The sequence below is a fragment of the Streptomyces sp. BYX5S genome (assembly GCF_054724165.1).
In genome coordinates, this window is record NZ_CM138829.1 from 289,347 (window position 1) to 315,255 (window position 25,909).

The window sequence follows — 25,909 nt, forward strand, 5'->3', positions numbered from 1 at the left end:
CCCGCCACACGATCGGTGGCGGGACCCGTTCGACGGATGCGTGGTGGTGTCAGCGCGAGCGCTTCGCGAGGCGCTCCACGTCCAGGAGGATCACGGCGCGGGCCTCCAGGCGGAGCCAGCCGCGGCCCGCGAAGTCGGCGAGCGCCTTGTTGACCGTCTCGCGGGAGGCGCCGACCAGCTGGGCCAGCTCTTCCTGCGTCAGGTCGTGCACGACGTGGATGCCTTCCTCGGACTGCACGCCGAAGCGGCGCGACAGGTCGAGGAGGGCGCGGGCCACACGGCCGGGCACGTCGGAGAAGACCAGGTCGGACATCTGGTCGTTGGTCTTGCGAAGGCGCCGGGCGACGGCGCGCAGCAGAGCCGTGGCCACCTCGGGGCGGGCGCTCAGCCAGGGCTGGAGGTCGCCGTGGCCGAGGCCGAGGAGCTTGACCTCGGTGAGGGCGCTCGCGGTGGCGGTGCGCGGTCCCGGGTCGAACAGCGACAGCTCGCCGATCAGTTCGCCGGGGCCGAGGACGGCGAGCATGTTCTCGCGCCCGTCGGGGGAAGTGCGGTGGAGCTTCACCTTGCCCTCGGTGACCACGTACAGGCGGTCTCCGGGGTCGCCCTCGTGGAACAGGGCGTCGCCGCGTGCGAGGGTCACCTCACTCATGGAGGCGCGGAGCTCCGCGGCCTGCTCGTCATCGAGCGCCGCGAAGAGCGGGGCGCGCCGCAGAACGTCGTCCACGAGTTTCTCTCCTATGTCGCCTGCATCGGGAAGGGACCCGATCGAATCGACCGGATCGCCCCGGTTGTCGATCATTTCCACTGCCCATTTTGCCGGACGGTCCAAACAGTGTGATCAGTCACTCGTACACAAGTCTGCCGCACCCGCGCCACAACCCGAGGGGGAGGGGGCCAATCGTGGAGCGATCCGGCGGCTTCGGGGCGGATGTCAGTGTCGGGCTTTAGGCTGGCCGGGTGTTCAAAAAGCCGGTGAGAGCGCAGGCGGAGGGGGTCGTGACGGTGCGGGGAGACCGTGATTCCGCTGTGGGCGAACAGTCGTCGGAAGCCGCCTCCGGGCCCGTACTCAAGTTCGTGTTCGTACACGGGAAGGCCGCCTGACCGATGACCGCACCCGCGAAGAAGACCGTCGCGAAGAAGACCGTCGCGAAGAGGACCGCCGCGAAGGCGGCCGCTCCCAAGCCGGCAGCTGCGAAGAAGGCACCCGCCAAGAAGGCACCCGCCAAGAAGGCCGAGTCGCACACCGCGCTCGTCCGGCGGGCCCGGAAGATCAACCGGGAGCTCGCGGAGGTGTACCCGTACGCGCACCCGGAGCTGGACTTCGAGAACCCCTTCCAGCTCCTCGTGGCCACGGTGATGTCGGCCCAGACCACGGACCTGAGGGTCAACCAGACGACGCCGGCCCTGTTCGCCGCGTACCCGACCCCCGAGGACCTGGCCGCGGCCAACCCTGAGGAGGTCGAGGAGCTGATCCGGCCGACCGGCTTCTTCCGCGCCAAGACGCGCTCGATCATGGGCCTGGCCAAGGCGCTGAGCGAGGACTTCGGCGGTGAGGTGCCCGGCCGCCTCGAAGACCTGGTCAAACTGCCCGGCGTGGGCCGCAAGACGGCCTTCGTGGTGCTGGGGAACGCGTTCGGGAGGCCCGGCATCACCGTCGACACGCACTTCGGGCGGCTCGTGCGCCGCTGGAAGTGGACCGAGGAGACGGACCCGGACAAGGTCGAGGCGGCCGTCGGCGCGCTCTTCCCGAAGAGCGACTGGACCCAGCTCAGCCACAACGTGATCTTCCATGGCCGCCGCATCTGCCACTCCCGCAAGCCGGCCTGCGGCGCCTGCCCGATCGCCCCGCTGTGCCCCGCGTACGGGGAGGGCGAGACGGACCCGGAGAAGGCGAGGAAGCTCCTCAAGTACGAGAAGGGCGGCTTCCCCGGCCAGCGCCTTAAGCCCCCGCGTTCCTACCTGGAGGCGGGCGGTCTGCCGGCCCCGCCGCTGCCCGGCCGGGAGGCGTGACGGACCGCGTCGAAGGGCAGTCGGGGGTTGGCCCAGCACACCGCGAGGGGGCGGCGATGAAGCACGTGAGCGAGATCGGCGAGGCGAGGGGCGAGGCGCGCGCCGGGACGGAGGGGCCCCCGGGGCCGGACGAACCGGCGGAGACGCACGAGGCGCCCGGTGTGCATCGTGAGGGCGGTGCGGACGTGTCGGCCCCCGAGGTCCGCGCGGGCCACGGCCACGACAGCCCCCGCCTCGACCGCCCCGACGGCCCCGGCCACAGCGGCCACGGTGGCCACGCCCACGGCGGCCCGCCCCCCTCCGACGTGACGCTCCGCTCCGACGGGCTGCCCGGGTGGCTGGAGCCCGTCGCCCGTGCCGCCGGTACCGTCCGCGGCGAGCAGCTCAGCCGCTTCCTGCCGCCCGAGGACGGCGCGGGGCGGCAGTCCGCCGTGCTGATCCTGTTCGGCGAGGGGGCGCGCGGGCCCGAGCTGCTGCTCATGGAGCGCTCCGGCTCGCTCAGGTCGCACGCGGGGCAGCCCTCCTTCCCCGGCGGCGCCCTCGACGCGGAGGACGGCGACCCGCTCGCCGACGGGCCGCTGCGCGCCGCGCTGCGGGAGGCGTGGGAGGAGACCGGCCTCGACCCCGGCGGCGTCCAGCTCTTCGGCGTGCTGCCGAAGCTCTACATTCCGGTGAGCGGCTTCGTCGTCACGCCCGTACTGGGATGGTGGCGGGTGCCCTCACCCGTCTCGGCGGTCGACCCGGCGGAGACGGCACGCGTCTTCACGGTCCCCGTGGCGGACCTCACCGACCCGGCGAACCGGGCGACGACGGTCCACCCGAGCGGCCACAAGGGCCCGGCCTTCCTGGTGGAATCGGCTCTGGTGTGGGGGTTCACGGCGGGCGTGATCGACAGACTGCTGCACTACGCGGGGTGGGAGCGCCCCTGGGACCGATCAAAGACGGTGCCACTCGATTGGCGGTCGTGACAGGGTGGGCGCCGTGAACGACGACCACAGGCCGGAAGATGCGGGGCGAGATGCAAGGCGAGGCGTGAATCGGTGAACGTGCTGGACTTCCTGCTGCTCGCCGCCGCCGTGTGGTTCGCGATCGTCGGCTACCGCCAGGGCTTCGTCGTCGGCATCCTGTCGGTGATCGGTTTCCTCGGCGGCGGCCTCGTCGCGGTCTACGCGCTGCCCCTGCTGTGGGACGCGATCACCAGTGACGCCGAGGTCACCACGACCGCCACGGTCGTCGCCGTGGTCGTCGTGATCGTCTGCGCCTCCGTGGGCCAGGCCTTCACCACGCACCTGGGCAACAAGCTGCGCAGATACATCACGTGGTCCCCGGCCCGCGCGCTGGACGCGACGGGTGGCGCCGTGGTCAACGTGGCGGCGATGCTCCTGGTCGCCTGGCTGATAGGTTCCGCGCTCGCCGGTACGACGCTGCCCACGCTCGGCAAGGAAGTGCGGGGCTCGAAGGTGCTGTTGGGCGTCTCGCAGGCGCTGCCCACCCAGGCGGACACCTGGTTCGCCGACTTCTCCTCCACCCTCGCGCAGAACGGGTTCCCGCAGGTCTTCAGCCCGTTCGCGAACGAGCCGATCACCGAGGTCCAGCCGCCCGACCCGGCGCTGGCGAACGGCCGGGTGGCGCTCACCGCGAAACGATCCATCGTCAAGGTCGTGGGCCAGGCGCCCAGTTGCGGCAAGGTCCTGGAGGGCACGGGCTTCGTGTTCTCGGACCGCCGCGTGATGACGAACGCGCACGTGGTCGGCGGCGTCGACGAACCCACCGTGCAGATAGGCGGCGAGGGCCGGAAGTACGACGCCAGGGTCGTGCTCTACGACTGGCGGCGCGACATCGCGGTCCTCGACGTGCCGACCCTGAAGGCGCCCCCGCTCCAGTTCACCGACACCGACGCGCAGCGCGGCGGCGGCGCGATCGTCGCGGGCTTCCCGGAGAACGGCGCGTACGACATCCGCCCGGCGCGCGTGCGCGGGCGCATCACGGCGAACGGCCCGGACATCTACCACCGGGGCACGGTGCGGCGCGACGTGTACTCGCTGTTCGCGACGGTCCGTCAGGGCAACTCCGGCGGGCCGCTGCTCACCCCGGAGGGCAAGGTCTACGGCGTGGTGTTCGCCAAGTCCCTCGACGACTCGCAGACGGGCTACGCGCTGTCCGGCGACGAGATCAACACGGACATCGCGCGCGGCCGCTCGGCGAACCAGCAGGTCGACACGGACGCCTGCGCGCTGTAGCCGTCGAGCCGGGAGACGTGGTCGCCCGGCGGCAAGGAGCGGTCAGTCCCGCCCGCCGCCGTGCCGGATCCGCGCGGAGACCCACCGGGCCCGACGCCGCAGGATGCGCGGAATGCCCAGCCGGGGATCATGCGCCGACCAGCCGTCCGGCGCCCCCTTCTGGGAAGAGCCCAGCGTCATCGCTGGGCGGCGATTGCGTGCTGCGTCACTGTAGTCGTGCGTCCAGCCCATACCCCGACGTGTGCCCCCGCCCCATGGTCGGTAACCGCCCTCACGCTTCCCAAATTGGCTTATGCGCGAGGCAATTGGCCGTTCGAGGCACAGGCGTTCCCCTGCGGGAAGGTCCTCAACGAGGAGGGCTCACCGGTCCGGTTCCGGGTCCTTCAACCAGTTGACGAGTTCCTTGGAGAACGCGACCGGATCCTCTTCGTGCGGGAAGTGCCCGAGCCCGTCGAACAGCCGCCAGCGGTAGGGCGCCTCCACGTACTCGCCGGAGCCCGCCGCGCTGCGCGTGCGCATCACCGGGTCGAGGGAGCCGTGCAGATGCAGCGTCGGCACGCGCACCGGACGCTTCATGCGCCGGTTGAACTGGATCCCGTCGGGTCGCGCGAGGGAGCGCACCATCCACCGGTACGGCTCGATCGAGCAGTGCGCGGTCGACGGGATGCACATGGCCTCCCGGTACGTCCGCACGGTCTCGTCGTCGGGCTGGTGCGGCCCCGACCAGTCCCGGACCAGCTTGCCGACCAGTTCCCCGTCGTTCGCCACGAGCTGGCGCTCGGGCAGCCACGGGCGCTGGAAGCCCCAGATGTACGACCCCGAGCGCGACTGCCGGTAGTCCGCCAGCATCGCCGAGCGCCACCGGCGCGGATGCGGCATCGAGGAGACCGCGAGCCGGCGCACCAGCTTGGGCCGCATCACGGCGGCCGTCCACGCGAGGTACCCGCCGAGGTCGTGCCCCACCAGCGCCGCGTCGGGCTCGCCGAGGGAGCGCACCACCCCGGTGATGTCGAGCGCGAGGTTCGCCGGGTCGTAGCCCCGCGGCGTGCGGTCGCTGCCGCCGACGCCCCGCAGGTCCATCGCCACGGCGCGGAAGCCCGCGTCGGCGAGCGCGACGAGCTGGTGCCGCCACGTCCACCAGAACTGCGGGAAACCGTGCAGCAGCAGGACCAGCGGCCCGTCGCCCATCTCGGCGATGTGGAAGCGCGCGCCGTTCGCCGCGACGTCCCTGTGGGTCAGCTTCTGCCCGCCGGGAACGTCGAGGCGTACGAAGGATGCGGGCGGCTGGGCCGAAGGAGTGGCGGGGTCCGTCATGAAGACGAGCGTGCCACAGCCTCGAGGGCCTTGGTGTCACGGTCGCCCGCGGTCACCTCACGGGGGTGCGGCTTGGCGTTCTGCAGTACGCCCGCCGACTCCTTGAACGAGGCGGCGGTCTTCTGCGGGCCCTTGCCCTTCGCGGCCTTCTTGGCGAAGACGACGCCGATGAGCGCGAGCAGCAGCGCGACGACCACGCTGGCCGCGAACGACAGCAGGAAGCACCAGGCCATGTTCCAGCCGCCGTCGCCGTTGAACCCGCCGGTCCACGCGTTGATCCCGTAGGCGAGCGCGAAGCTCAGCATCGGCAGCGAGAAGGTCAGGACCACGCCGGCCGCTCCCAGCGCGCTGCCGCTGACCGCGCCCCGCTTCACGTCCCGCTTGAGCTGGGCCTTCGCGAGGGCGATCTCGTCGTGCACCAACGCGGACATCTCGGCCGTCGCCGATGCGAACAGCTGGCCGATGCTGCGTTCGGCGCCGACCGGGTTGTCGTCGGGTGCGCTCATCGCGTTACTCCCCTGTTCTTCTGTGGCTGCTCCGTATGCGCGTACTGCGCGGACTCTCCGTCAGATCATGCCGGACGGCGGTCCTCGTCGCCTGCCCCGGCCGCCACTTCCGCAAGCCTCCGGTGTTCCGCGGCCTTGCGCTCGTAGATCTCGGCCATCCGGAGGTGGTACTCCGGATCGCCCTCCTCGTAGATGTCCGGGACGCCGGAGCGGTCCTCGTCGCGCTCCTCGTTCTCCCACAGCGCCTTGTACTTGGCGTTGCGGATCTTCAGCAGCACGCTGGAGATCACCGCGGCCGTCAGCGAGCCCATCAGCACCGACGCCTTGATCTCGTCGGTCAGCAACGGGTCGTCGGTGAAGGCGAGTTCGCCGATGAGCAGCGAGACGGTGAAGCCGATGCCGGCGAGCGAGGCGACCGCGAACACGTCGGGCCAGGCGAGGTCGTCGGAGAGCGAGGCCTTGGTGAACCGCGCGGTCAGCCACGTACCGCCGAAGATGCCGAGTGTCTTGCCGACGACGAGGCCGAGCACCACGCCGAGCGTTTCCGGCTTGGTGAACACATCGCCGAGCGCGCCGCCCGACACGGCGACACCGGCGCTGAAAAGTGCGAACAGCGGCACGGCGAGTCCGGCGGACAGCGGCCGCACCTGGTGCTCGATGTGCTCGCCGGGGGAGTGCTCCTCGCCGTCCTCGCGGTGGCAGCGCAGCATCAGGCCCATGGCGACACCGGCGATGGTGGCGTGCACGCCGCTGTTGTACATCAGCCCCCAGATCACCAGGGCCAGGGGTACGTAGATGTACCAGCCGCGCACCCGCTTCCTGAGCAGCAGCCAGAAGACGGCGAGGCCGAGGAACGCGCCGCCGAGTGCGGCGAAGTTCAGGTCGTCCGTGAAGAAGATCGCGATGATCAGGATCGCGAAGAGGTCGTCGACCACGGCGAGGGTGAGCAGGAAGGCGCGCAGGGCGCTCGGCAGCGACGTGCCGATGACGGCGAGGACGGCGAGCGCGAAGGCGATGTCGGTGGCGGTCGGCACGGCCCAGCCGGCCAGTGAGCCGCCACCGGTCGCGTTGACGACGACGTACACGAGGGCGGGCATCGCCATGCCGCACAGGGCGGCGACGACGGGCAGCGCGGCGGCCTTGGGGTCGCGCAGGTCGCCCGCGACGAGCTCGCGCTTGAGTTCGATGCCGGCGACGAAGAAGAAGATCGCGAGGAGTCCGTCGGCGGCCCAGTGCTCGATGGAGAGGTCCAGGCCGAGGGCGCTCGGGCCCATGTGGAAGTCGCTGACCGCCTCGTAGCTGTGGTGCAGGGCCGGGATGTTGGACCAGAGGAGGGCGGCGATCGCGGCCACGAGGAGCAGGACGCCGCCGACGGTCTCGGTGCGCAGCGCGTCGGCCACGAAGGTGCGCTCGGGCAGGGAGAGGCGGCCGAACGCCTTGCGGTCGGACTTGTTGGGGGGCGCGCTCACGGGAGAGACCTCCAGTCGGGTACGGCTGACTGCGTTGCCGACCAGACTTCCCGGCGCACCTATTCGGATCTCTGACGCGTCTTTGACGCGGCTTTTACCCTACAGGGTGCCCCGGCGGGCTTGTCGATCATCACCCTACGCACGAAACGGGCACCCGGCTCGCTCGCCGGATGCCCGTTTCCTGGTCGCACGGGTTCGTACGGGTGTCGTACGGGGGTCAGTCCTCGCTCGACGCCGACGGCAGCTCCGCCTGGATGAGATCCATGACGGAGGAGTCGGCGAGCGTGGTGACGTCGCCCACCGCCCGGTTCTCCGCGACGTCGCGCAGCAGGCGGCGCATGATCTTGCCGGAGCGGGTCTTGGGCAGCTCGGCGACCGGCAGGATGCGCTTCGGCTTGGCGATCGGGCCGAGGACGGAGCCGACGTGGTTGCGCAGGTCCGCCACCAGCGACTCGTCCTCCGCGTTCGCGCTGCCGCGCAGGATCACGAAGGCGACGATGGCCTGACCGGTCGTCTCGTCGGCGGCGCCGACCACGGCGGCCTCGGCGACGGCCGCGTGCGAGACCAGCGCGGACTCGACCTCGGTGGTCGAGATGTTGTGGCCGGAGACGAGCATGACGTCGTCGACCCGGCCGAGCAGCCAGATGTCGCCGTCCTCGTCCTTCTTGGCGCCGTCACCGGCGAAGTACTTGCCCTCGAAACGGGACCAGTACGTGTCGATGAACCGCTGGTCGTCGCCCCAGATGGTGCGCAGCATCGACGGCCACGGCTCGGTGAGCGCCAGATAGCCGCCCCCGCCGTTGGGCACCTCGCCCGCCTCGTCGTCGAGGACGGTCGCGGCGATGCCCGGCAGCGGACGCTGGGCGGAGCCCGGCTTGGCCTCGGTGACACCCGGCAGCGGCGAGATCATGATCGCGCCGGTCTCGGTCTGCCACCAGGTGTCGACGACGGGGCACGTGTCGCCGCCGATGTTCTTCCGGTACCAGACCCACGCCTCGGGGTTGATCGGCTCGCCCACGGACCCGAGCACGCGCAGGCTGCTCAGGTCGAACTTCGCGGGGATGTCGTCGCCCCACTTCATGAACGTACGGATCGCGGTCGGCGCCGTGTAGAGGATCGAGACGCCGTACTTCTGCACGATCTCCCAGAACCGGCCCTGGTGCGGGGTGTCCGGGGTGCCCTCGTAGATGACCTGCGTCGCGCCGTTCGAGAGCGGGCCGTACGTGATGTACGAGTGGCCCGTGACCCAGCCGATGTCGGCCGTGCACCAGTAGACGTCGGTCTCCGGCTTGAGGTCGAAGACGGCGTGGTGCGTGTAGCTGGCCTGCGTCAGGTAGCCGCCCGAGGTGTGCAGGATGCCCTTCGGCTTACCCGTCGTGCCCGACGTGTACAGGATGAAGAGCGGCTGCTCGGCGTCGAACGCCTGCGGCGTGTGCTCCGTGGACTGCCGCCCGACCGTCTCGTGCCACCACAGGTCGCGGCCCTCGGTCCACGCCACGTCCTGCTCGGTGCGCCGCACGACGAGGACCTTCTCGACCGATACGCGGGTCAGCGCCTCGTCGACCGCGGGCTTCAGCGCGGACGGCTTGCCGCGCCGGAAGCCGCCGTCGGAGGTGATGACGACCTTCGCGTCGGCGTCCTCGATGCGCTTGGCGATGGCGTCGGCCGAGAAGCCGCCGAAGACGACGGAGTGCGCGGCGCCGATGCGGGCGCAGGCCAGCATCGAGATGACCGCCTCGGGGATCATCGGCAGATAGACGGCGACCCGGTCGCCCTGCTGAACTCCCAGCTCGGTCAGGGCGTTCGCGGCCCGGCTGACCTCGTCCTTGAGTTCGGCGTAGGTGATCGCGCGGCTGTCGCCGGGCTCGCCCTCGAAGTGGATCGCGACCCGATCGCCGTTCCCGGCCTCCACGTGCCGGTCGACGCAGTTGTACGCGACGTTGAGCTTGCCGTCCTTGAACCACTTGGCGAACGGCGGGTTCGACCAGTCGAGCGTCTCGGTCGGCTCGGTGTCCCAGCTGAGGCGGCGGGCCTGCTCGGCCCAGAAACCGAGCCGGTCAGCCTTGGCCTGCTCGTACGCCTCGGCCGTGACGTTGGCGTTCGAGGCCAGGTCAGCTGGCGGCGCGAAGCGTCGCTCCTCCTTCAAGAGGTTGGCCAGGCTTTCGTTGCTCACGACATCTCCCTTGCGCTGCTGTGCGGGGGCGACCGTTGTGTCCCAGGCCACAGCTCATCAGAAGCCGCCCCCTGGTGACAAGGGGGGTCGGTCAATTGGTTTAGACCTGTACGCGTAGGGCTCCCGACCAGGTCGGGAGCCCTACGGTCTCATCTGCTTGCACGGCGCCGGGCGCGGCTCGGTTCAGCCGCGCGCCGCGCCGCTCTCGTCCAGGCGCTCGTCGAGGGCGCCGTCCTCGACCTGCCCGAAGACGGGATCGGTCTCCGCGAGCAGATACGCCTGCGCCTCTCCGACATGGAAGTACATGCCGTGCAGTTCGAGCGTGCCGCGCTCCAGCGCGCGCGCCACGCACTCGTGCTCCCGCAGGTGCTCCAGCTGCTGGACGACATTGGTCAGGCAGAGCTGCTCGACCGCGTCGGCCGGCGCCCGCCCCGCGAGCCGGGCCCACGGCACGCCCGCGTCGGACATCCGCTCCAGGCTCGGCATCCCGTGCCGCAGCCAGCGCTTGAGCGGCGTGAGCGCGCCGTGCCCGCTCGGCGGACTGCTCAACAGCGCCTGCATCGCCCCGCATCCGGAGTGCCCGCACACGGTGATCGACTGCACCTTCAGCACGTCCACGGCGTACTCGATGGCGGCGGCCACCGAGTCGTCCGCGCTCTCGGCGCCGGGCAGCGGCACCAGGTTGCCCACGTTCCGCACGACGAAGAGGTCGCCGGGGCCGCTGGACGTGATCATCGAGGTGACCAGCCGCGAGTCGGCGCACGTCAGGAACAGCTGCGTGGGCTGCTGTCCCTCGCGGGCGAGGCGCGCCAGCTCCTCGCGCACCAGCGGCGCCGTGTTGCGCTGGAACGCGCTGATCCCGCTGGCCAGTTGATGCCCGCCGACGCGTCGCGGCTCGGCCGTCTCCGCGGCCGCCGCCCGGTGGTCGTGCGAGGGCCGGTCGCAGTGGTGGTTGCGCCACGGCGTCCAGGGGCGGCAGCAGGTGTGGCTCGCGCGCGCGGGCTCGGCGATCCGGGCCCCGCCGCGCCCGGCCACCTCGACCTGACCGCCCTGCGTGGTGTGCGACTTCTGCCAGTCCTGCAACGCCTCGAACGCGGCGTGGTCCATGAAGGACCCGTCCAACTCCACGACGCAGTCGGCGCCTTGGGGCACCTGGTGCAGCGTGCGGCTGAGCCGGGGCACCGCGAGGAACGTCAACTGGCCGCGTACGCGCACGTGGTGGGAGCCGCGGGGGTCCACCTCGTGCGTGATGCGGGTGCGCGCGAGGCGGTGCAGCGCGACGCCGACGGCGACCGCGACACCGAGCCCGACGCCTTCGAGGACGCCGAAGACGACGACGCCGAGGGTGGTGACCGCGTAGACGAGGACCTCGCGGTGGCGGGTCACCGTGCGGATGTTGTTCAGGGACACCATCTGGATGCCGACCGCCATCACCAGGGCGGCGAGCGCGGCGAGCGGGATCAGCTCCAGGACGGGGACCAGGAGCAGCGTGGCGGCCACGACCCAGACGCCGTGCAGGATCGAGGAGTTCCCGCTCACGGCGCCCGAGTTCACATTGGCCGTGCTGCGCACCGCGACCCCGGCGACGGGCAGCCCGCCGAGCGATCCGGAGACGATGTTCGACGCGCCCTGCGCGAGCAGCTCGCGGTCCAGGTTGGAGCGGCGCATCGCGGGCGGCAGGTCGGAGCGCTTGGCGGTCATCTTGTCCACGGCGACCGCCCCGAGCAGCGACTGCACGCTGCACACGAGCGTGGTCGTCAGGACGGCGGCGACGATGCCGAGCACCGGCCCCTCCGGCAGCCCGGCCAGCGCGTGGCTGCTCCAGGAGGGCAGATCGACCTCGGGCAGGCGGAGCCCGAGCAGCGCGGCGGTCGCGCTGGCCACCGTCACGGCGATGAGCGCGGCGGGCACCTTGCGTGTGCCGCGTCCGACCCGGCCCGGGATGCGCGGCCAGGCGAGGAGCACGGCGAGCGTGAGCACGCTGACGCCGAGCGCGGCGGGCTGCACATCGGCGAACTGTTGCGGCAGGGATGCCAGGTTGGCGAGGACGGAGCTCTCGGGGCTGCCGCCGAGCATGATGTGCAGCTGGGCGACGGCGATGGTGACGCCGATGCCGGCGAGCATGCCGTGCACGACGGCGGGGCTGACGGCGAGGGCGGTGCGGGCCACGCGGAGGCAGCCGAGGCCGAGCTGGGCCAGTCCGGCGAGGACGGTGATGGCGCAGGTGGTGCGCCAGCCGTAGCGCTGGATCAGCTCGGCGGTGACCACGGTGAGACCGGCGGCGGGGCCGCTGACCTGAAGCGGTGAGCCGCCGATGACGCCGGCGACGATGCCGCCGACGGCGGCGGCCACGAGCCCCGATTCGAGGGGCGCGCCGGTCGCGAGGGCGATGCCGAGCGACAGCGGCAGGGCGATGAGGAAGACCGCGACGGACGCGGACAGGTCGGCTCCCGCGATGCGGAAGCGGCGGTGCTTGGGCGGGGGACTGTGTGCGGTACGAGCGGCGCCCGAAGGCTCGTCCGGCCGGTCGGAGTCATTGGTGCGAGTGGGTACGCAGGCTGACATGTTTCCCGTCTCCTCCGGGGTGCAGCGCGGTCGCGGAATGTGGGGGGACCCCAGAGCGGTGGGTGGGGTCGATCGCGGCCGTGGTTCACGGCGTGCAGCGGCGGGATGAAAATCAACGTTCGGTAAATGAATCGTAATGCAGAGTAAATGCTTTGGCCGGACCAAAGGGGCAAACGGGTCAGCCGTTCACGCTCAGTAGTGAATAAGAAAGCTTGTCGGCTTGTCGGACTAATGACGTCCGGTTCCCGTGCCACGGTGGCGGCGGTACCCGTACATAGCGGGCATTCCTCTCTTTTCACCGCCGTACAAGCCGACACCAGGAAGAAGGTGGGCGGAAGATGGCCGCCACCCCCAGGCCCGTCACCACACGGCTCGCCGCGGGCATCACCGCCGCCGCCGCGTGCGCCGCCGCGCTCGCCGGCTGCGCCGCCCAGGAGAGCGCGCACGACGCCGAGAAGACCAAGCCCCGCCAGGGCGCCCCCGCCCCGAAGAAGGCGAAGCCCAAGGCCGCTCCGGGCAGCGCGGTCCGCCTCATCGGCGACGGCTCGACCGCGTACACCGGGCGGCAGCCGCACCTGCCGACGGCCGAGCGCCTCAGACCGGGGCAGAAACCGCCGCAGTTCGTGGTCTTCTCCTGGGACGGCGCGGGCGAGGACAGCCAGAAGCTGTTCTCGCACTTCCGCAAGGTCGCGAAGAAGAACAACGCGACCATGACGTACTTCCTGAGCGGCGTGTACCTGCTCCCGCAGGCCAAGGCGGACAAGTACCACGCGCCGCAGCACTCGGCGGGCCGCTCGGACATCGGCTTCAACGACACCAGGGGAATCAAGGACACCGTCGAGCAACTGCGCGGTGCCTGGCTGGAGGGCAACGAGATCGGCACCCACTTCAACGGCCACTTCTGCGGCAAGGGCGGCGGAGTGGGCCAGTGGTCGGTGGCCGAGTGGAAGAGCGAGATCCAGCAGGCCAAGTCCTTCGTGAAGGGCTGGAAGAGCAACACGGGCCTGAACAAGGCGGCCCCGCTGCCCTTCGACTACGACAAGGAGCTCATCGGCGCCCGCACCCCCTGCCTCGAAGGCAAGGAGAACTTCACGCGCGCGGCGAGCGACCTCGGCTTCCGCTACGACACCAGCGGCGTCAACAACCAGGTCTGGCCCACGAAGAAGAACGGCCTGTGGGACCTGTCGATGCAGCTCGTCCCGTTCAAGGGCCACTCCTACGAGCAGCTGACCATGGACTACAACTTCATGGTCAACCAGTCCGGTTCGGCGACCCAGGGCGACCGCTCCAAGCACGCGTACTGGGGTGACCAGATGCGCGACAGCCTGCTCGCGGGCTTCGACCGCGCCTACCGGGGCAACCGCGCCCCGCTCATCATCGGCAACCACTTCGAGTCCTGGAACGGCGGCACCTACATGCGCGCCGTCGAGGAGACGGTCGAGCGGGTCTGCACGAAGCCCGAGGTCCGCTGTGTCTCCTTCCGGCAGCTCGCCGACTGGCTCGACGCGCAGGACCCGAAGACCCTGAAGAAGCTCGCGCGCCTCGCGGTGGCCGAGGCGCCGAAGGGCGGCTGGGCGCGGTACCTGGCGGGCGAGCGGGCCCCGGCCCCCAAGGGGGTGCCGGGCGCCCCCGCCGCCAAGCCGTAGCCGTCGCACGGAGGTCGGAGGCGGCCGCTCAGGCGGTCGCCGCGACGCTCTCCCGCAGCACGAAGCCGGGATCGACCTGGGACGCCAGGTCGGCCCCGGTCTTCTCGTTGCCCCAGCTCTGGGCGTTCTTCAGGTGGAAGTGCACCATCTGCCGCGTGTAGCGCTCCCAGTCGCGCGCCTCGTACGTGGCGTCGGCCGCGTCCTGAAGGGCCCGCAAGGACGCCTTGTTGGGCTCCTCCAGGAGGTCGAAGCGCGGCGGGCGCCCCTTCTCCATGGCGCGCACCCAGTCCGAGTGCCCGACGGTGACGAGCAGGTCGTCGCCGACCTCGGAGCGCAGGAACTCCAGGTCGTCCGCGTCCCGCACCTTGTTGCCCACCACCTTCAGGTCGACGCCGAAGTCCCGCGCGTAGTCCTTGTACTGGCGGTAGACCGAGACGCCCTTGCGGGTCGGCTCGGCCACCAGGAAGGTCATGTCGAAGCGGGTGAACATGCCGGAGGCGAAGGAGTCGGAGCCCGCGGTCATGTCGACCACCACGTACTCGTCGCGCCCGTCGACCAGGTGGTTCAGGCACAGCTCCACCGCTCCGGTCTTGGAGTGGTAGCAGGAGACACCGAGGTCGGCCTCGGTGAAGGGGCCGGTGACCATCAGGCGCACGGTCCCGCCGTCGAGCTCGACCGGGCGGGCGCAGGCGTCGTACACCGGGTTGTTCTCGCGCACCCGGAGCAGGCGCGAGCCCTCGCCGGGCGGCGTGGTCTTGATCATCGTGTCGGCCGAGGCGATGCGCGGGTTCGAGCCGCGCAGGTAGTCCTTGATCAGGGGCAGCCGTGCCCCGAGGGCGGGCAGCTCGCCGGCGGCGCCCTCGTCGAGCCCGAGCGCGGGCCCGAGGTGCTGGTTGATGTCGGCGTCGACGGCGATGACCGGGGAGCCGGTGCCGGCGAGGTGGCGGATGAACAGCGAGGACAGCGTGGTCTTGCCACTGCCGCCCTTCCCGACGAAAGCGATCTTCATGTTCACAAAGGGTATCGGTGCTGTAGCTGTCCGTGTCGATCCAGGGTGAAGAAGACCACTCCTTCGTGGGGCGGCGCGCCGCGGCCCGTACTGTCGTACTCATGAGTACGACAGCCGACCCCCTCGCCGCGCTGGCCGACCTGCCGGGCGTGGCCGATTCCGTGGACTCCGTGCGCAAGGCCGTGGACCGGGTCTACGGGCACCGGGTCATGCGGCGTCGCAGCAACGAGGTCACCGCCGAGGCGGCGCTGCGCGGGGCGCGCGGCAGCGCGGCGCTCTCCGGCGCGGACTGGCCGCTCGAAGAGGTGCGCAGGCGCACCGACTTCAGCGGCGGCGACGGCGACAAGGAGGCGCCCACGGTCGGCGCCGCCCTGCGGCTGACCGCCGAGGCGGGTCAACTCCTGTCCATCTGGCGTCAGTCGCCGCTGCGGGTGCTCGCGCGCCTGCACCTGGTCGCGGCGGCCGACAAGAGCGACGCGGTGGGCCGGCCGCGGCTCGTGGGCGAGCCGGTCGACGAGCCGCTCGTGGAGCTCCCGCTGCCGGATGCCGAGGAGGTGGCGGGTCGCCTGGAGGGCCTGTCTCAGCTGGTCATCGCCGGGAGCGCGGCTCCGGCCCTGGTGAGCGCCGCCATCGTGGAGGGCGAACTGCTCGCCCTGCGCCCCTTCGGCTCGCACAACGGCCTGGTCGCGCGCGCCGCCTCGCGCATCGTCCTGGTGGGCAGCGGCCTCGACCCGAAGTCCATCTGCCCCGCGGAGTTGGGCCACGCCGAACTCGGGCGGGCGGCGTATGCGGCCGCCCTCGACGGCTACGCCTCCGGCACACCGGAGGGGATGGCGGCCTGGATCACCCACTGCGGCAAGGCGGTCGAGCTGGGCGTCCGGGAGTCGACGGCGGTGTGCGAGGCACTTCAGCGGGGCGCCGCGTAACGGCGCGAAAAAGGGCCCTTCTTTAAGAAGAAGGGTCCTGCACAGGGGTGCGGCGGTACGAGAACTCGTACCGCCGCTGGCATGTCCACCGGGTTACCAAGCGTCCTCGAAGTGTTGCCCATCAGGTCGGGAACTTTTGCCCGTCGCCTGGTGCGGCTGGCCCGTAATCGACGGGTCGACGTCGCGTGGGTGCCTGGTGTTCATGCATCGGTCCGTGGGGCCTGTTTGCGGTTAAAGGTGTTCCTCTCGGATGTCCTTGGTCTCGCGGGCCGTTGAAACCTTTGTACTCCTCCCCCGGGGGAAGCGGAAGCCCTGGCCGCACTTCTTTACTTTTAGGTTCAAACAGGACGAACGCGGCGGCGGCTCGCGTACCAGACCGCGCCCGCCGTGACCGCCGCCGCGCTGACCGCGGCGGCCGCGAGGAGCGCGGGCCGCGAGGGCGCGGAGAGGTGCGGGAGGCGCTGCTTGAGCCGGACCGGCTTGTGGAAGTCGAGGATCGGCCACTCGCGCGCGAGGGCCTCGCGGCGCAGCGCCCGGTCCGGGTTGACGGCATGCGGATTCCCGACCGAGCTGAGCATCGGCAGGTCCGTCGCCGAGTCGCTGTACGCGTAGCAGCGCGCGAGGTCGTACCCCTCGGAGCGCGCCAGCTCCTTGATGGCCTCCGCCTTCGTCGGCCCGTACGCGTAGTACTCCACCTCGCCGGTGAAGCAGCCGTCCTCGCCCACGACCATGCGCGTGGCGACCACCCGGTCGGCGCCGAGGAGCTCGCCGATCGGCTCGACGACCTCGGCGCCGGATGTGGAGACGATCACCACATCGCGCCCGGCGGTGTGGTGCTCCTCGATGAGGGACGCCGCCTCGTCGTAGATGATCGGGTCGATCAGATCGTGCAGCGTCTCCGCGACGATCTCCTTCACCTGCCGCACGTTCCAGCCGCGGCACAGCGCCGAGAGGTACGCGCGCATCCGCTCCATCTGGTCGTGGTCCGCGCCGCCGGCGAGGAAGACGAACTGGGCGTACGCGGTGCGCAGTACGGCCCTGCGGTTGATCAGCCCGCCTTGGTAGAACGACTTGCTGAAGGTGAGCGTGCTCGACTTAGCGATGACCGTCTTGTCCAGGTCAAAGAACGCCGCTGTACGGGGCGCGGAGTGAGTGAAGGAGTGGTTTTCCACGAGGCCGAGCATAGGCGCCAACCATTCGGCGTAAGCTGGGGCGCGTGGGTTTGCTTGAGAACGCTCTCGGGTACACCATGGAAGTCACGGATCGTTCGCGACCGTGCTAACCCGGTCTGGCTCCTCCCCCCCCGAGTCGGACCGTGGAAGACGACCCCCGCTCTCCCCCCCGGCGGGGGTCGTCGCATGTCCGGACCCGTTTTCGGGTCCCTTTTCCTCTCCGGCCCCGTGACCTCCCGGCGGCTTCCGAGCATCCGATGCCTGGCCCGATGCGGCCTCGATCCGTGACTCTGTGTGACCGAAGGGCTGCTCTGCGAGCAGATTCATGCCGAGTTCAGGGTGTCACTGGTATGGGTGACCGGGATATTCACAAGCCTTCTCACGTCCACAGTTATTGACCAAGATCCCCACGATTTCCGGGATCGCTGCACGGTGATTCCGCACGCGAAGTTCGGATCCGTGTTCATGGCCGGTTCGTTATGGCCGGGCTGTGGCGGACCGGCGGTATTCGGCGGCTTGGACGCCACCGACTTCGCGTGCGGAACGGATCGTCCGCAGAGGCGGGCGAGCGCGGCGCGAGGGGACCGGGACATGACGGAAGTCATCGAGTGCGACACGCGGGGCACGCGGAGCGCCCCGCTGATCGTCACGGAGGACGTGGAACTGCTCGACGACCTGCTGCGCCTGTGCGCGGCGGCGGGCGTACGGCCCGAGGTCGGGCACGGGGCGCCGTCGGGCAGAGGGAGCTGGGGCGGCTGGGAATCGGCGCCGCTCGTGCTGGTCGGGGACGACGCGGCGCGGCGGTTGCGCGGGGTGGCCCGACGACGCGGAGTGATCTTGGTTGGTCGTGATCAGGACGATTCCGGTGTCTGGCGGCGGGCCGTGGAGATCGGCGCCGACCATGTGCTGGTGCTGCCGGACGGCGAGCAGTGGCTGATGGACCGGATCGCCGATGTCGCCGAAGGCGTGGGGCGGCCCGCCCTGACTGTCGGGGTGCTCGGCGGTCGCGGCGGCGCCGGGGCCTCCACGCTGGCCTGCGCGCTCGCCGTGGCGTCCGCGCGGACCGGGCGGCGCACCCTGCTCGTCGACGCGGATCCGCTCGGCGGCGGGCTCGACGTGCTGCTCGGCGGTGAGGCCGTCGAAGGGCTGCGCTGGCCGGCCTTCGCCGAGTCGCGGGGCCGCGTCGGAGCGACGGCCCTGGAGGAGTCGCTGCCCCGGCTGCACGACCTGCGGGTGCTCAGCTGGGACCGCGGCGAGCTCGCGGCGGTGCCCTCGGAGGCGGTACGGGCGGTGCTCGCGGCGGGGCGGCGCAGGGGCGGAACCGTCGTGGTGGACCTGCCGCGCCGGGTGGACGCCGGATCCGTCGAGGCCCTCGCCCAGCTCGACCTCGGGCTGCTCGTGGTGCCGCCGGAGCTGCGGGCCGTGGCGGCGGCCCGCCGGATGGCGGGGGCGGCGGGGATGGTGCTGCGGGACCTGCGGGTGGTGACGGCGCCCGCGCGCGGTGCGGGGGGCCTGGCCCCGGAGGAGGTGGCGCGCCTCGTCGGCCTGCCGTTCGCCGGAGAACTCCCTCCGGACACCGGCGTACTGGACAGCGGCCCCCTGGGGCGGTTCTGCGGGGCGTTCTGGGAGCGGATGCCGGTGGCGGCGGTGGAGGGGGATGCGGCGTGAGGGGTGTGCGGGGCGCGGGCGTGAGGGGTGTGTGCGGGCGGTTCGCGGTGCGCTCGGTGCGGGTCGGGGTGGTCGGCGGTGGTCGAGTGCTCGGGGGCCGGGCGCTGCGGGGCCCGGTGGCTGGTTGGTGGGGGCGGGGTGGGGTGGCGTGAGTGCGGTGGTCGGGGCGCGGATGCTGGACGGCGTACGCCAGTGGCTCGCCGAGAACGGGTCGGAGCCGACCCCCGCGCGCGTGGCCGAGGCGCTGCGCGCCCAGGGGCGGGTCCTCGGCGACACGGAAGTGCTCGGCGCGGCGGGCAGGCTGCGGTCGGAGCTGGTGGGTGCGGGGCCGCTGGAGCCGCTGCTCGCCGACCCCGCGGTGACGGACGTCCTGGTGTCGGCGCCGGACGAGGTGTGGGTCGACCGAGGAGCCGGCCTGGAACCGGCCGACGTGTCCTTCGAGGGCCCCACCGACGTACGGCGGCTGGCGCAGCGCCTCGCGGCCGTCGTGGGCCGCCGCCTGGACGACGCGCGGCCCTGGGTGGACGCCCGGCTGCCCGACGGGACCCGGCTGCACGCGGTGCTGCCACCGATCGCGGCGGGCTGCACGTGTCTGTCGCTGCGCGTCGTACGGCCCCGGGCGTTCACCCTGGACGAGCTGGTGGCGGCGGGGACGGTGCCGCCGGGCGGCGACCGGGTGCTGCGGGCGTTGCTGGAGGCGCGGCTGTCGTTCCTGATCAGCGGTGGTACGGGCACCGGCAAGACGACGCTGCTGAGCGCGCTGCTCGGGCTCGTGGGCCCGCGGGAGCGGATCGTGCTGGCCGAGGACTCCGCCGAGCTGCGGCCGGACCACCCTCACGTCGTACGGCTCGAATCGCGCCCCGCCAACCAGGAGGGCGCGGGGGCCGTCGGCCTCGACGACCTGGTCAGGCAGGCGCTGCGGATGCGGCCCGACCGGCTCGTGGTGGGCGAGGTGCGCGGCGCGGAGGTCGTCTCCCTGCTCGCCGCGCTGAACACGGGGCACGAGGGCGGCTGCGGCACGGTGCACGCCAACGCGGCGAGCGATGTGCCGGTGCGGCTGGAGGCGCTGGGGACGGCGGCCGGACTCGACCGTGCCGCCCTGCACAGCCAGTTGGCGGCAGCCGTCTCCGTGGTGGTCCACCTCGTACGGGACCGGGACGGGCGGCGGCGGATCGCGCAGGTCCAGGTGCTGGAGCGGGATCCGGAGGGTTGGGTGCGGGCGGTGCCGGCGCTGGAGTGGGGCGCGCGGGGGTTCGTGGAGGGCGTCGGGTGGGAGCGGCTCGGCGGGTTGCTGGGGGTGCGGATGCGGCGGGCGTGAGGGCGGGTGCGGGGTGTCGCGGATGGTCGAACGGGAGGGGTGTGTGGATGTGAGCTGGGTGCTGAGTGGCGGGGGACCGGGTGTGGTGGCCGGCCTGTGGGCGGTCGTCGCGCTGTGGGTGGTGCGGGGCCGGGAGGTGGAGGTGCGGCGGATCCGGAGGGTGCTGGGGGTCGGTCCGGGCGACGGGGTGGTGGCGCGGCGGCCGGGTGCCGTTGAGCGGTGGTGGGGGTGGGTGCGGGCGCGGCCCGAAAGGTGGTGTGCGGTCGGCGGGTTGGTGGTCGGGATCGTCGGCGCCTCGGTGCTGCCGGTGGTGCTCGGGATGTGCGCCGTGCCGGGAGCGGGGCGGTTGCGCCGGGCCCGGGTGGCGCGGCGCGGAAAGGAGCGGCGCGGGGAGGCGGTGATCCGGCTGTGCGGGCTGGTGGCGGGAGAGGTGCGGGCCGGGCGTCAGCCGGGGGAGGCGCTGGTCGTCGCGGTGCGCGGCTCCGGGGCGTTGACCGGCGCGGGGAGTGCGGCCGTCGTGGCGGCGGCGCGGTTCGGCGGGGATGTGCCGGAGGCCCTGGGAGTGGCGGCGCGGGAGCCGGGCGCCGAGGGGTTGCACGGACTCGCGGCGTGCTGGCGGGTGGCGGTGGACCGGGGCGCGGGGCTCGCCTCCGGCCTGGAGCGCCTCGCGGACGCGCTGCGGGCGGAGCGGGATCAACGGGGCGACCTCAGGGCGCAGTTGGCGGGCCCGTGGTCGACGACGGTGATGCTCGCCGCGCTGCCGGTGTTCGCGCTGCTGCTCGGCGCGGCCATGGGGGCGCGCCCGCTGCGGGTGCTGCTGCACACGTGGCCGGGGATCGGGTGCCTTGTCGTGGGCGGGGCGTTGGAGGCCGCCGGGATGTGGTGGGCGGCGCGGATCGTGCGAGGGGCGGAGGGCTGAGCGGCGATGAATGTTTTCCACAGGCTGGGGGTGGTGCTGTGCGTAGCGGCGGCGGTGGTGTGGCTGGCGCGGGAGATCGCGGCGCGGCGGGCCGAGCGGGCGTTGCGGCGACGGGTGCGGCTCGTGCTGGAGGTGGCCGCGGAGGAAGCGGCGCGGCGGACCGTGCGGGTGCCCGTGGCGGTGCGGCGGTGGGCGCCGGCCGTGGGGGCGGGATGTGCCGGGTTCGTCCTGGTCGGCGGGGTGGCCGGGATCGTGGTCGGGGCGGGGTGCGGGGTGGGGGTGTGGCACTGGCGGCGGCGCGGTGGGCCGGTCGTGGCGAGTGGGCGGGAGAGAGGCGAAGCGGTCCGGCAACTCCCGCTGGCGTCGGACCTGTTGGCGGCGTGCCTGGCGGCGGGGGCCGGTCCGGTGGAGGCGGCGGGGGCCGTCGGTGAGGCGCTGGGCGGGCCGGTGGGTCGGGGGCTCGCGCGGGGTGCGGCGCAGGTGCGGCTCGGGGGTGAACTGGGTTCGGCGTGGCGGGAGTTGTCGGCCGTGCCGGGGGCCGAGGGGCTGGTGCGGCTGCTGGAGCGGGCGGGGGAGTCCGGGGCTCCGGCGGCGGCGCCGGTGGCGCGGTTCGCCGCGGAGTGCCGGGCCGAGCGGGGGCGTCACGCGACGGCGGTGGCGCGCAGGGCGGCCGTGATGATCACCGCGCCGGTGGGGCTCTGCTTCCTGCCCGCGTTCCTGGTGGTCGGGGTGGTGCCGGTGGTGATCGGACTGGGAGGTGGCGTGCTGGGCGGGAGGTGACCGGCGCTGGTGGCGCTGGGGCGGTGGGCGAGCAGGCGAGAGCTGTAACGAGAGCTGTGACGAGAGCTGTGACGAGGGCTTTTCTCAAGGGAGTTGACATGGCGGGAATGCGAGCGGGGCGGGCGTACTGGTGGCTGCGCGGAGGTGTCCTCAGGTGGGCGCGGGCGGTGCGGGCCGGGCGGCGGGACGCCGGGATGGTCAGCGCCGAGTACGCGGTGGGGCTGATCGCGGCGGTGGGTTTCGCCGGGGTGCTGTACCAGGTGGTGACGAGTGGTGTGGTGCAGTCGGCGCTTCAGTCCTTGGTGGCGAAGGCGCTCCATGGGTCGTTCTGAACGGTCCGGCGGTACTGGACGCGCCGACCGAGCGGGCCGCGTCAACCGTGCCGACAAGGGCTTCGTGACGGCGGAGGCGGCCGTGGTGCTGCCCGTGCTGGTGACGTTCACGATGGCGCTGGTCTGGGTGGTGCTCGCGGCGTCGGCGCAGATCAAATGCGTGGACGCGGCGCGGGCCGGGGCCCGTGCGGTGGCCCGGCAGGAGGCGCGGGGCGCGGCGGTTGCGGCGGCCCGTGAGGCCGCGCCGGAGGGGGCGCGGATCACGGTGGGCCGGGAGGGCGGGCTGGTCCGGGTGACGGTGCGGGCCTCGTCGGCGGGGCCGGGGCCGCTGGCGGTGGAGCTGAGCGCGCAGGCCGTGGCGGCGGCGGAGGAGGAGGTGGGGCAGGCGTGAGCAGACGTGGGGCGGGATCGGACCGGGGGTCGGCGACGGTGTGGACAGCCGTGGCGATGGCCGCGGTGGGGGTGGTGTTCGGGGCGGTGCTGGCCATGGCGCAGGCCGTGGAGGCGCGGCACCGGGCGGGCTCGGCGGCGGACCTCGCGGCGCTCGCCGCGGCGGACCACTGGACGGAGGGGAGGACGCGGGCGTGCGCCCTGGCGGTGCGGGTGGCGCGGGCGCAGGGAGCCGGGGTGGTGCGGTGCGCCCTCCACGGCGAGGTGTCCGACGTCACCGCGGTGGCGGGAGCGCGGGGGTTCCGGTCGGAGGTGCGGTCGCGGGCGGGCCCGCCGTCCGCCGGGGTGCCGACACCGGGTCTCGGCCCGCCGTGATCCCCGCGCGGCACCGGGGGCCGCCTTGCCCACCCTGCCGCCCCCGGCGGCAGATTGCCCAAGGCGACGGCGGCCGACGGATGGAGCCCGTCCGGCGATTGAGGACGAGCCCGGACCTACCCCTCCGCATCCCTCAGCAGCACCGACAACAGCCGTACCGCTCCCCGCTTGTGCAACGGCTCGTTGCCGTTGCCGCACTTCGGGGACTGGATGCACGAGGGGCAACCGGCCTCGCATTCGCAGGAGGCGATCGCCTCACGCGTGGCGGTGAGCCAGGCGCGGGCCGTGTGGAAGGCCCGCTCGGCGAAGCCCGCCCCGCCGGGATGACCGTCGTAGACGAAGACCGTGGGAAGGAGGGTGTCGGGGTGGAGGGGGATCGAGACGCCGCCGATGTCCCAGCGGTCGCACGTGGCGAAGAGCGGGAGCATGCCGATGGAGGCGTGTTCGGCGGCGTGCAGGGCGCCGCCGAGGATCTCGGGGTTCACGCGGGCCGCGTCGAGCTGGTCCTCGGTGACCGTCCACCACACCGCGCGGGTGCGCAGCGTACGAGGAGGGAGGTCCAGTTTCGTCTCGCCGAGGACCTCACCGGTGATGAGGCGGCGGCGGAGGTAGCCGACGACCTGGTTCGTCACCTCGACCGAGCCGTAGCACAACTTCCCGTCGCCCCAGGGGACTTCGACGTCGGTCTCCAGGATGGAGATGGCGGTGGTGTCGCGGGCGGTGGTGGAGTACGTGGGGTTCGCGAGTTCGACCAGGGCGACGTTGTCGTCGAGGTCCAGGTGCTTCACCACGTACGTGCGGCCCTGGTGGAGGTGGACCGCTCCGTCGTGCACCGAGGTGTGCGCGGAGCCCGCGTCGACCGTGCCGAGCAGCCGGCCCGTGCCCGCCTCGACGACCTGCACGGGGGCGCCGCCCTCGCCGCGGATGTCGGCCAGGTCGGCCGCGGACTCGCGGCGCGTCCAGTGCCAGGCCTTCGTGGCGTTGCGGCGGCGCAGCAGCTTCGCCGCCTCCAGCTGCGGCAGCAGTTCCGCGGTCGCCGGGCCGAACAGGTCGAGGTCCGGTTCGGTCAGCGGGATCTCCGCCGCGGCGGCGCACAGGTGCGGGGCCAGGACGTACGGGTTGTCGGGGTCGAGGACCGTCGATTCGACGGGCTGGTCGAAGAGGGCCTCCGGGTGGTGGACCAGATACGTGTCCAGGGGGTCGTCGCGGGCGACGAGGACCGCCAGCGCGCCCTGCCCGGAGCGCCCGGCCCGCCCCGCCTGCTGCCACAGGGACGCCCGCGTACCGGGGTAGCCCGCGATGAGGACCGCGTCCAGACCGGAGACGTCGATGCCGAGTTCCAGGGCGGTGGTGGCGGCGAGCCCGAGGAGTTCGCCGGAGTGCAGGGCCGCTTCGAGGGCGCGGCGTTCCTCGGAGAGATAGCCGCCGCGGTAGGCCGCGACCCGCCGCGCGAGGGAGCGGTCGACCTCGGCGAGCCGCTCCTGCGCGATCACCGAGATCAGCTCGGCGCCACGCCGGGAGCGGACGAAGGCGACCGAGCGCACGCCCTGGACCGCGAGGTCGGTGAGGAGGTCGGCCGTCTCGGCCGTCGCCGTGCGCCGCACCGGCGCGCCCTTCTCGCCCTGCATCTCCGTCAGCGGGGGCTCCCAGAGCGCGAAGACCAGCTCGCCGCGCGGGGAGGCGTCGTCCGCGACCTCGACGACCGGCAGGCCCGTCAGCCGCCGGGCCGAGACGGCCGGATCGGCCGACGTGGCCGAGGCCAGCAGGAAGACGGGGTCGGATCCGTAGCGGGCGCATATCCGGCGCAGCCGGCGGATCACCTGCGCCACGTGCGAGCCGAAGACGCCGCGGTACGTGTGGCACTCGTCGATCACCACGTACTTGAGTGCCTTGAGGAAGGAGGACCAGCGCGGGTGCGAGGGCAGGATGCCGCGGTGCAGCATGTCGGGATTGGTGAGGACGTAGTTCCCGTACTGGCGGACCCATTCGCGTTCCTCGAACGGAGTGTCGCCGTCGTAGACCGCGGGGCGGATCGCCGTACCGAGCGGTTGTGAAAGTTCCTTCACGGATCGGCACTGGTCCGCCGCCAGGGCCTTCGTCGGGGAGAGGTAGAGCGTGGTCGCGCCACGCCCGTTCGGCGCCTCGGATCCGTCCAGGAGCGTCGACAGGACGGGGACCAGGTAGGCGAGGGACTTCCCGGAGGCGGTGCCGGTGGCGACGATCACGGAGTCGCCGTCGAGGGCGTGCTCCGCCGCGCGTGCCTGGTGGGCCCAGGGGTGCGCGATTCCGGCGTTCTGCACCGCCGCGATGACCTCGGCGCGGATCCGGTCCGGCCAGACGGCATGACGGCCGGGGCGAGGGGGCAAGTGCTCCGTATGAGTGATGCGCGCAGCCCTGCTCGGACCCGAGGCGAGCCGGTCCAGGACCGCACCGGGGGAGGGGCGGTCTGCGGCTGGCGCCGAGGGTCGTTCGGATCGGTGATTCTTGGCCATCGGCACCGAGTGTGTCACTGGCGTGACGGACAATGCTCTGAAGGCGTCGTGCACGCCTGCCAGTAAGTGATTGAATGCCATCGCGGCTGGCGAACCGTCTCGGGGACCAAGCCGAGGTGTCCCCGAGGGGCGACCGCTCGATAGCAAGGTGCTGGAGGATCCGTGGACCTGTCTCTGTCGACCCGTACCGTCGGCGATCGTACGGTCGTCGAGGTCGGTGGCGAAATCGATGTGTATACCGCGCCCAAGCTGCGCGAGCAGCTGGTCGAGCTGGTGAATGACGGCAGTTTCCACCTTGTCGTCGACATGGAGGGCGTGGACTTCCTCGACTCCACCGGGCTCGGCGTGCTGGTCGGCGGCCTGAAGCGCGTGCGTGCCCATGAGGGCTCGCTGCGCCTGGTGTGCAACCAGGAGCGCATTCTCAAGATCTTCCGTATCACCGGTCTGACCAAGGTGTTCCCGATCCACACCTCGGTCGAGGAAGCCGTCGCGGCGACCGACTGACCCGGATGATGCCGGTGGTGACACCGGTGGAGACCAGGGATCGGGCGGCCGAGGCCGGCCCGGTCCCCGGGGAGCATGCCCGAACAACCGTGGGGCCCGTC

General features: G+C 72.2%; 22 protein-coding genes. 13 read left to right on the plus strand and 9 right to left on the minus strand.

The genetic code is table 11. From position 1 onward, the window contains the following. Nucleotides 1–49: 49 nt before the first annotated feature. Entirely contained in the window at nucleotides 50–724 is a 675-nt protein-coding gene (locus ACYBSK_RS01365) for a Crp/Fnr family transcriptional regulator (RefSeq protein ID WP_356387200.1), read from the minus strand. 380 nt (nucleotides 725–1,104) lie between these two features. Here ACYBSK_RS01365 and nth point away from each other — a divergent pair, with 380 nt between their 5' ends. The 3 genes from nth to ACYBSK_RS01380 all read left to right on the plus strand — a co-directional run bounded on the left by nth (nucleotide 1,105) and on the right by ACYBSK_RS01380 (nucleotide 4,250). Continuing rightward, on the plus strand, nucleotides 1,105–2,010 hold the full coding sequence (nth, locus tag ACYBSK_RS01370; protein ID WP_460244898.1) for an endonuclease III: 906 nt from the start codon (nucleotides 1,105–1,107) through the stop codon (nucleotides 2,008–2,010). Between the two features lie 305 nt (nucleotides 2,011–2,315). Beyond that, entirely contained in the window at nucleotides 2,316–2,978 is a 663-nt protein-coding gene (locus tag ACYBSK_RS01375; protein ID WP_460246936.1) for an NUDIX hydrolase, read from the plus strand. A gap of 72 nt (nucleotides 2,979–3,050) precedes the next feature. Continuing rightward, a complete protein-coding gene (locus ACYBSK_RS01380; protein WP_460244899.1) occupies nucleotides 3,051–4,250 on the plus strand; it encodes a MarP family serine protease in 1,200 nt (399 codons plus the stop codon). Nucleotides 4,251–4,610: 360 nt separating this feature from the next. On the opposite strand, the gene ACYBSK_RS01385 is transcribed toward ACYBSK_RS01380, so the two are convergent. From ACYBSK_RS01385 to ACYBSK_RS01405, 5 genes are all read right to left on the minus strand, one after another. Continuing rightward, nucleotides 4,611–5,564: an alpha/beta fold hydrolase gene (locus ACYBSK_RS01385; protein ID WP_457474972.1), complete on the minus strand. Its 954-nt coding sequence runs from the start codon at nucleotides 5,562–5,564 to the stop codon at nucleotides 4,611–4,613. Further along, on the minus strand, nucleotides 5,561–6,070 hold the full coding sequence (locus tag ACYBSK_RS01390) for a phage holin family protein (RefSeq protein WP_457474973.1): 510 nt from the start codon (nucleotides 6,068–6,070) through the stop codon (nucleotides 5,561–5,563). The genes ACYBSK_RS01385 and ACYBSK_RS01390 overlap by 4 nt, the downstream gene beginning before the upstream one ends. Before the next feature lie 65 nt (nucleotides 6,071–6,135). Next, nucleotides 6,136–7,539, minus strand: coding sequence for a Na+/H+ antiporter NhaA (gene nhaA, locus ACYBSK_RS01395; protein ID WP_460244900.1), 1,404 nt, complete (start codon nucleotides 7,537–7,539; stop codon nucleotides 6,136–6,138). 217 nt (nucleotides 7,540–7,756) lie between these two features. Then, nucleotides 7,757–9,712, minus strand: coding sequence for an acetate--CoA ligase (acs, locus tag ACYBSK_RS01400; protein WP_460244901.1), 1,956 nt, complete (start codon nucleotides 9,710–9,712; stop codon nucleotides 7,757–7,759). Nucleotides 9,713–9,895: 183 nt separating this feature from the next. Further along, complete coding sequence (locus ACYBSK_RS01405) at nucleotides 9,896–12,277, minus strand: bifunctional SulP family inorganic anion transporter/carbonic anhydrase (protein WP_460244902.1); 2,382 nt, start codon at nucleotides 12,275–12,277, stop codon at nucleotides 9,896–9,898. A gap of 338 nt (nucleotides 12,278–12,615) precedes the next feature. Here ACYBSK_RS01405 and ACYBSK_RS01410 point away from each other — a divergent pair, with 338 nt between their 5' ends. Further along, nucleotides 12,616–13,923: a polysaccharide deacetylase family protein gene (locus tag ACYBSK_RS01410; RefSeq protein WP_460244903.1), complete on the plus strand. Its 1,308-nt coding sequence runs from the start codon at nucleotides 12,616–12,618 to the stop codon at nucleotides 13,921–13,923. A 28-nt stretch (nucleotides 13,924–13,951) separates the two neighbouring features. On the opposite strand, the gene ACYBSK_RS01415 is transcribed toward ACYBSK_RS01410, so the two are convergent. Then, nucleotides 13,952–14,932 (minus strand): ATP-binding protein, encoded by a 981-nt coding sequence (locus tag ACYBSK_RS01415; RefSeq protein WP_460244904.1) that lies wholly within the window; start codon nucleotides 14,930–14,932, stop codon nucleotides 13,952–13,954. A 101-nt stretch (nucleotides 14,933–15,033) separates the two neighbouring features. Between ACYBSK_RS01415 and ACYBSK_RS01420 the strand changes: the two genes are divergently transcribed. Then, entirely contained in the window at nucleotides 15,034–15,858 is an 825-nt protein-coding gene (locus ACYBSK_RS01420; RefSeq protein ID WP_460244905.1) for a Fic family protein, read from the plus strand. Between the two features lie 338 nt (nucleotides 15,859–16,196). Here the strand turns inward: ACYBSK_RS01420 and ACYBSK_RS01425 are convergent, their stop codons facing one another. Next, nucleotides 16,197–17,042, minus strand: coding sequence for an HAD family hydrolase (locus ACYBSK_RS01425; RefSeq protein WP_457474980.1), 846 nt, complete (start codon nucleotides 17,040–17,042; stop codon nucleotides 16,197–16,199). 579 nt (nucleotides 17,043–17,621) lie between these two features. Between ACYBSK_RS01425 and ssd the strand changes: the two genes are divergently transcribed. The 7 genes from ssd (at nucleotide 17,622) to ACYBSK_RS01460 (ending at nucleotide 22,812) form a co-directional block, all read left to right on the plus strand. Beyond that, complete coding sequence (gene ssd, locus ACYBSK_RS01430) at nucleotides 17,622–18,698, plus strand: septum site-determining protein Ssd (protein WP_460244906.1); 1,077 nt, start codon at nucleotides 17,622–17,624, stop codon at nucleotides 18,696–18,698. Nucleotides 18,699–18,870: 172 nt separating this feature from the next. Continuing rightward, nucleotides 18,871–20,016, plus strand: coding sequence for a TadA family conjugal transfer-associated ATPase (locus ACYBSK_RS01435; RefSeq protein ID WP_460246937.1), 1,146 nt, complete (start codon nucleotides 18,871–18,873; stop codon nucleotides 20,014–20,016). 43 nt (nucleotides 20,017–20,059) lie between these two features. After that, complete coding sequence (locus ACYBSK_RS01440; protein WP_460244907.1) at nucleotides 20,060–20,935, plus strand: type II secretion system F family protein; 876 nt, start codon at nucleotides 20,060–20,062, stop codon at nucleotides 20,933–20,935. A 6-nt stretch (nucleotides 20,936–20,941) separates the two neighbouring features. Further along, nucleotides 20,942–21,715: a type II secretion system F family protein gene (locus ACYBSK_RS01445; protein ID WP_460244908.1), complete on the plus strand. Its 774-nt coding sequence runs from the start codon at nucleotides 20,942–20,944 to the stop codon at nucleotides 21,713–21,715. 98 nt (nucleotides 21,716–21,813) lie between these two features. Then, on the plus strand, nucleotides 21,814–22,047 hold the full coding sequence (locus tag ACYBSK_RS01450; protein ID WP_457474983.1) for a DUF4244 domain-containing protein: 234 nt from the start codon (nucleotides 21,814–21,816) through the stop codon (nucleotides 22,045–22,047). Next, nucleotides 22,034–22,438, plus strand: a complete 405-nt coding sequence (locus ACYBSK_RS01455; RefSeq protein ID WP_457474984.1) for a TadE family type IV pilus minor pilin — start codon at nucleotides 22,034–22,036, stop codon at nucleotides 22,436–22,438. The genes ACYBSK_RS01450 and ACYBSK_RS01455 overlap by 14 nt, the downstream gene beginning before the upstream one ends. After that, nucleotides 22,435–22,812: an Rv3654c family TadE-like protein gene (locus ACYBSK_RS01460; protein ID WP_460244909.1), complete on the plus strand. Its 378-nt coding sequence runs from the start codon at nucleotides 22,435–22,437 to the stop codon at nucleotides 22,810–22,812. Before ACYBSK_RS01455 ends, ACYBSK_RS01460 begins: the two co-directional genes overlap by 4 nt. Before the next feature lie 116 nt (nucleotides 22,813–22,928). On the opposite strand, the gene ACYBSK_RS01465 is transcribed toward ACYBSK_RS01460, so the two are convergent. Next, on the minus strand, nucleotides 22,929–25,385 hold the full coding sequence (locus tag ACYBSK_RS01465; RefSeq protein ID WP_460244910.1) for a DEAD/DEAH box helicase: 2,457 nt from the start codon (nucleotides 25,383–25,385) through the stop codon (nucleotides 22,929–22,931). An 81-nt stretch (nucleotides 25,386–25,466) separates the two neighbouring features. Here ACYBSK_RS01465 and bldG point away from each other — a divergent pair, with 81 nt between their 5' ends. Next, on the plus strand, nucleotides 25,467–25,808 hold the full coding sequence (gene bldG, locus ACYBSK_RS01470) for an anti-sigma factor antagonist BldG (protein WP_003975386.1): 342 nt from the start codon (nucleotides 25,467–25,469) through the stop codon (nucleotides 25,806–25,808). Nucleotides 25,809–25,909 lie beyond the last annotated feature (101 nt).

Excerpts from the sequence above, each read along its gene's own strand:
- nth (WP_460244898.1), top strand. The coding sequence starts at position 1,105 with ATGACCGCACCCGCGAAGAAGACCGTCGCGAAGAAGACCGTCGCGAAG.
- ACYBSK_RS01385 (WP_457474972.1), bottom strand. The coding sequence starts at position 5,564 with ATGACGGACCCCGCCACTCCTTCGGCCCAGCCGCCCGCATCCTTCGTA.
- ACYBSK_RS01390 (WP_457474973.1), bottom strand. The coding sequence starts at position 6,070 with ATGAGCGCACCCGACGACAACCCGGTCGGCGCCGAACGCAGCATCGGC.
- ACYBSK_RS01405 (WP_460244902.1), bottom strand. The coding sequence starts at position 12,277 with ATGTCAGCCTGCGTACCCACTCGCACCAATGACTCCGACCGGCCGGAC.
- ACYBSK_RS01410 (WP_460244903.1), top strand. The coding sequence starts at position 12,616 with ATGGCCGCCACCCCCAGGCCCGTCACCACACGGCTCGCCGCGGGCATC.
- ACYBSK_RS01415 (WP_460244904.1), bottom strand. The coding sequence starts at position 14,932 with ATGAAGATCGCTTTCGTCGGGAAGGGCGGCAGTGGCAAGACCACGCTG.
- ACYBSK_RS01420 (WP_460244905.1), top strand. The coding sequence starts at position 15,034 with ATGAGTACGACAGCCGACCCCCTCGCCGCGCTGGCCGACCTGCCGGGC.
- ACYBSK_RS01425 (WP_457474980.1), bottom strand. The coding sequence starts at position 17,042 with ATGCTCGGCCTCGTGGAAAACCACTCCTTCACTCACTCCGCGCCCCGT.
- ssd (WP_460244906.1), top strand. The coding sequence starts at position 17,622 with ATGACGGAAGTCATCGAGTGCGACACGCGGGGCACGCGGAGCGCCCCG.
- ACYBSK_RS01435 (WP_460246937.1), top strand. The coding sequence starts at position 18,871 with ATGCTGGACGGCGTACGCCAGTGGCTCGCCGAGAACGGGTCGGAGCCG.
- ACYBSK_RS01445 (WP_460244908.1), top strand. The coding sequence starts at position 20,942 with ATGAATGTTTTCCACAGGCTGGGGGTGGTGCTGTGCGTAGCGGCGGCG.
- ACYBSK_RS01450 (WP_457474983.1), top strand. The coding sequence starts at position 21,814 with ATGGCGGGAATGCGAGCGGGGCGGGCGTACTGGTGGCTGCGCGGAGGT.
- ACYBSK_RS01455 (WP_457474984.1), top strand. The coding sequence starts at position 22,034 with ATGGGTCGTTCTGAACGGTCCGGCGGTACTGGACGCGCCGACCGAGCG.
- ACYBSK_RS01465 (WP_460244910.1), bottom strand. The coding sequence starts at position 25,385 with ATGGCATTCAATCACTTACTGGCAGGCGTGCACGACGCCTTCAGAGCA.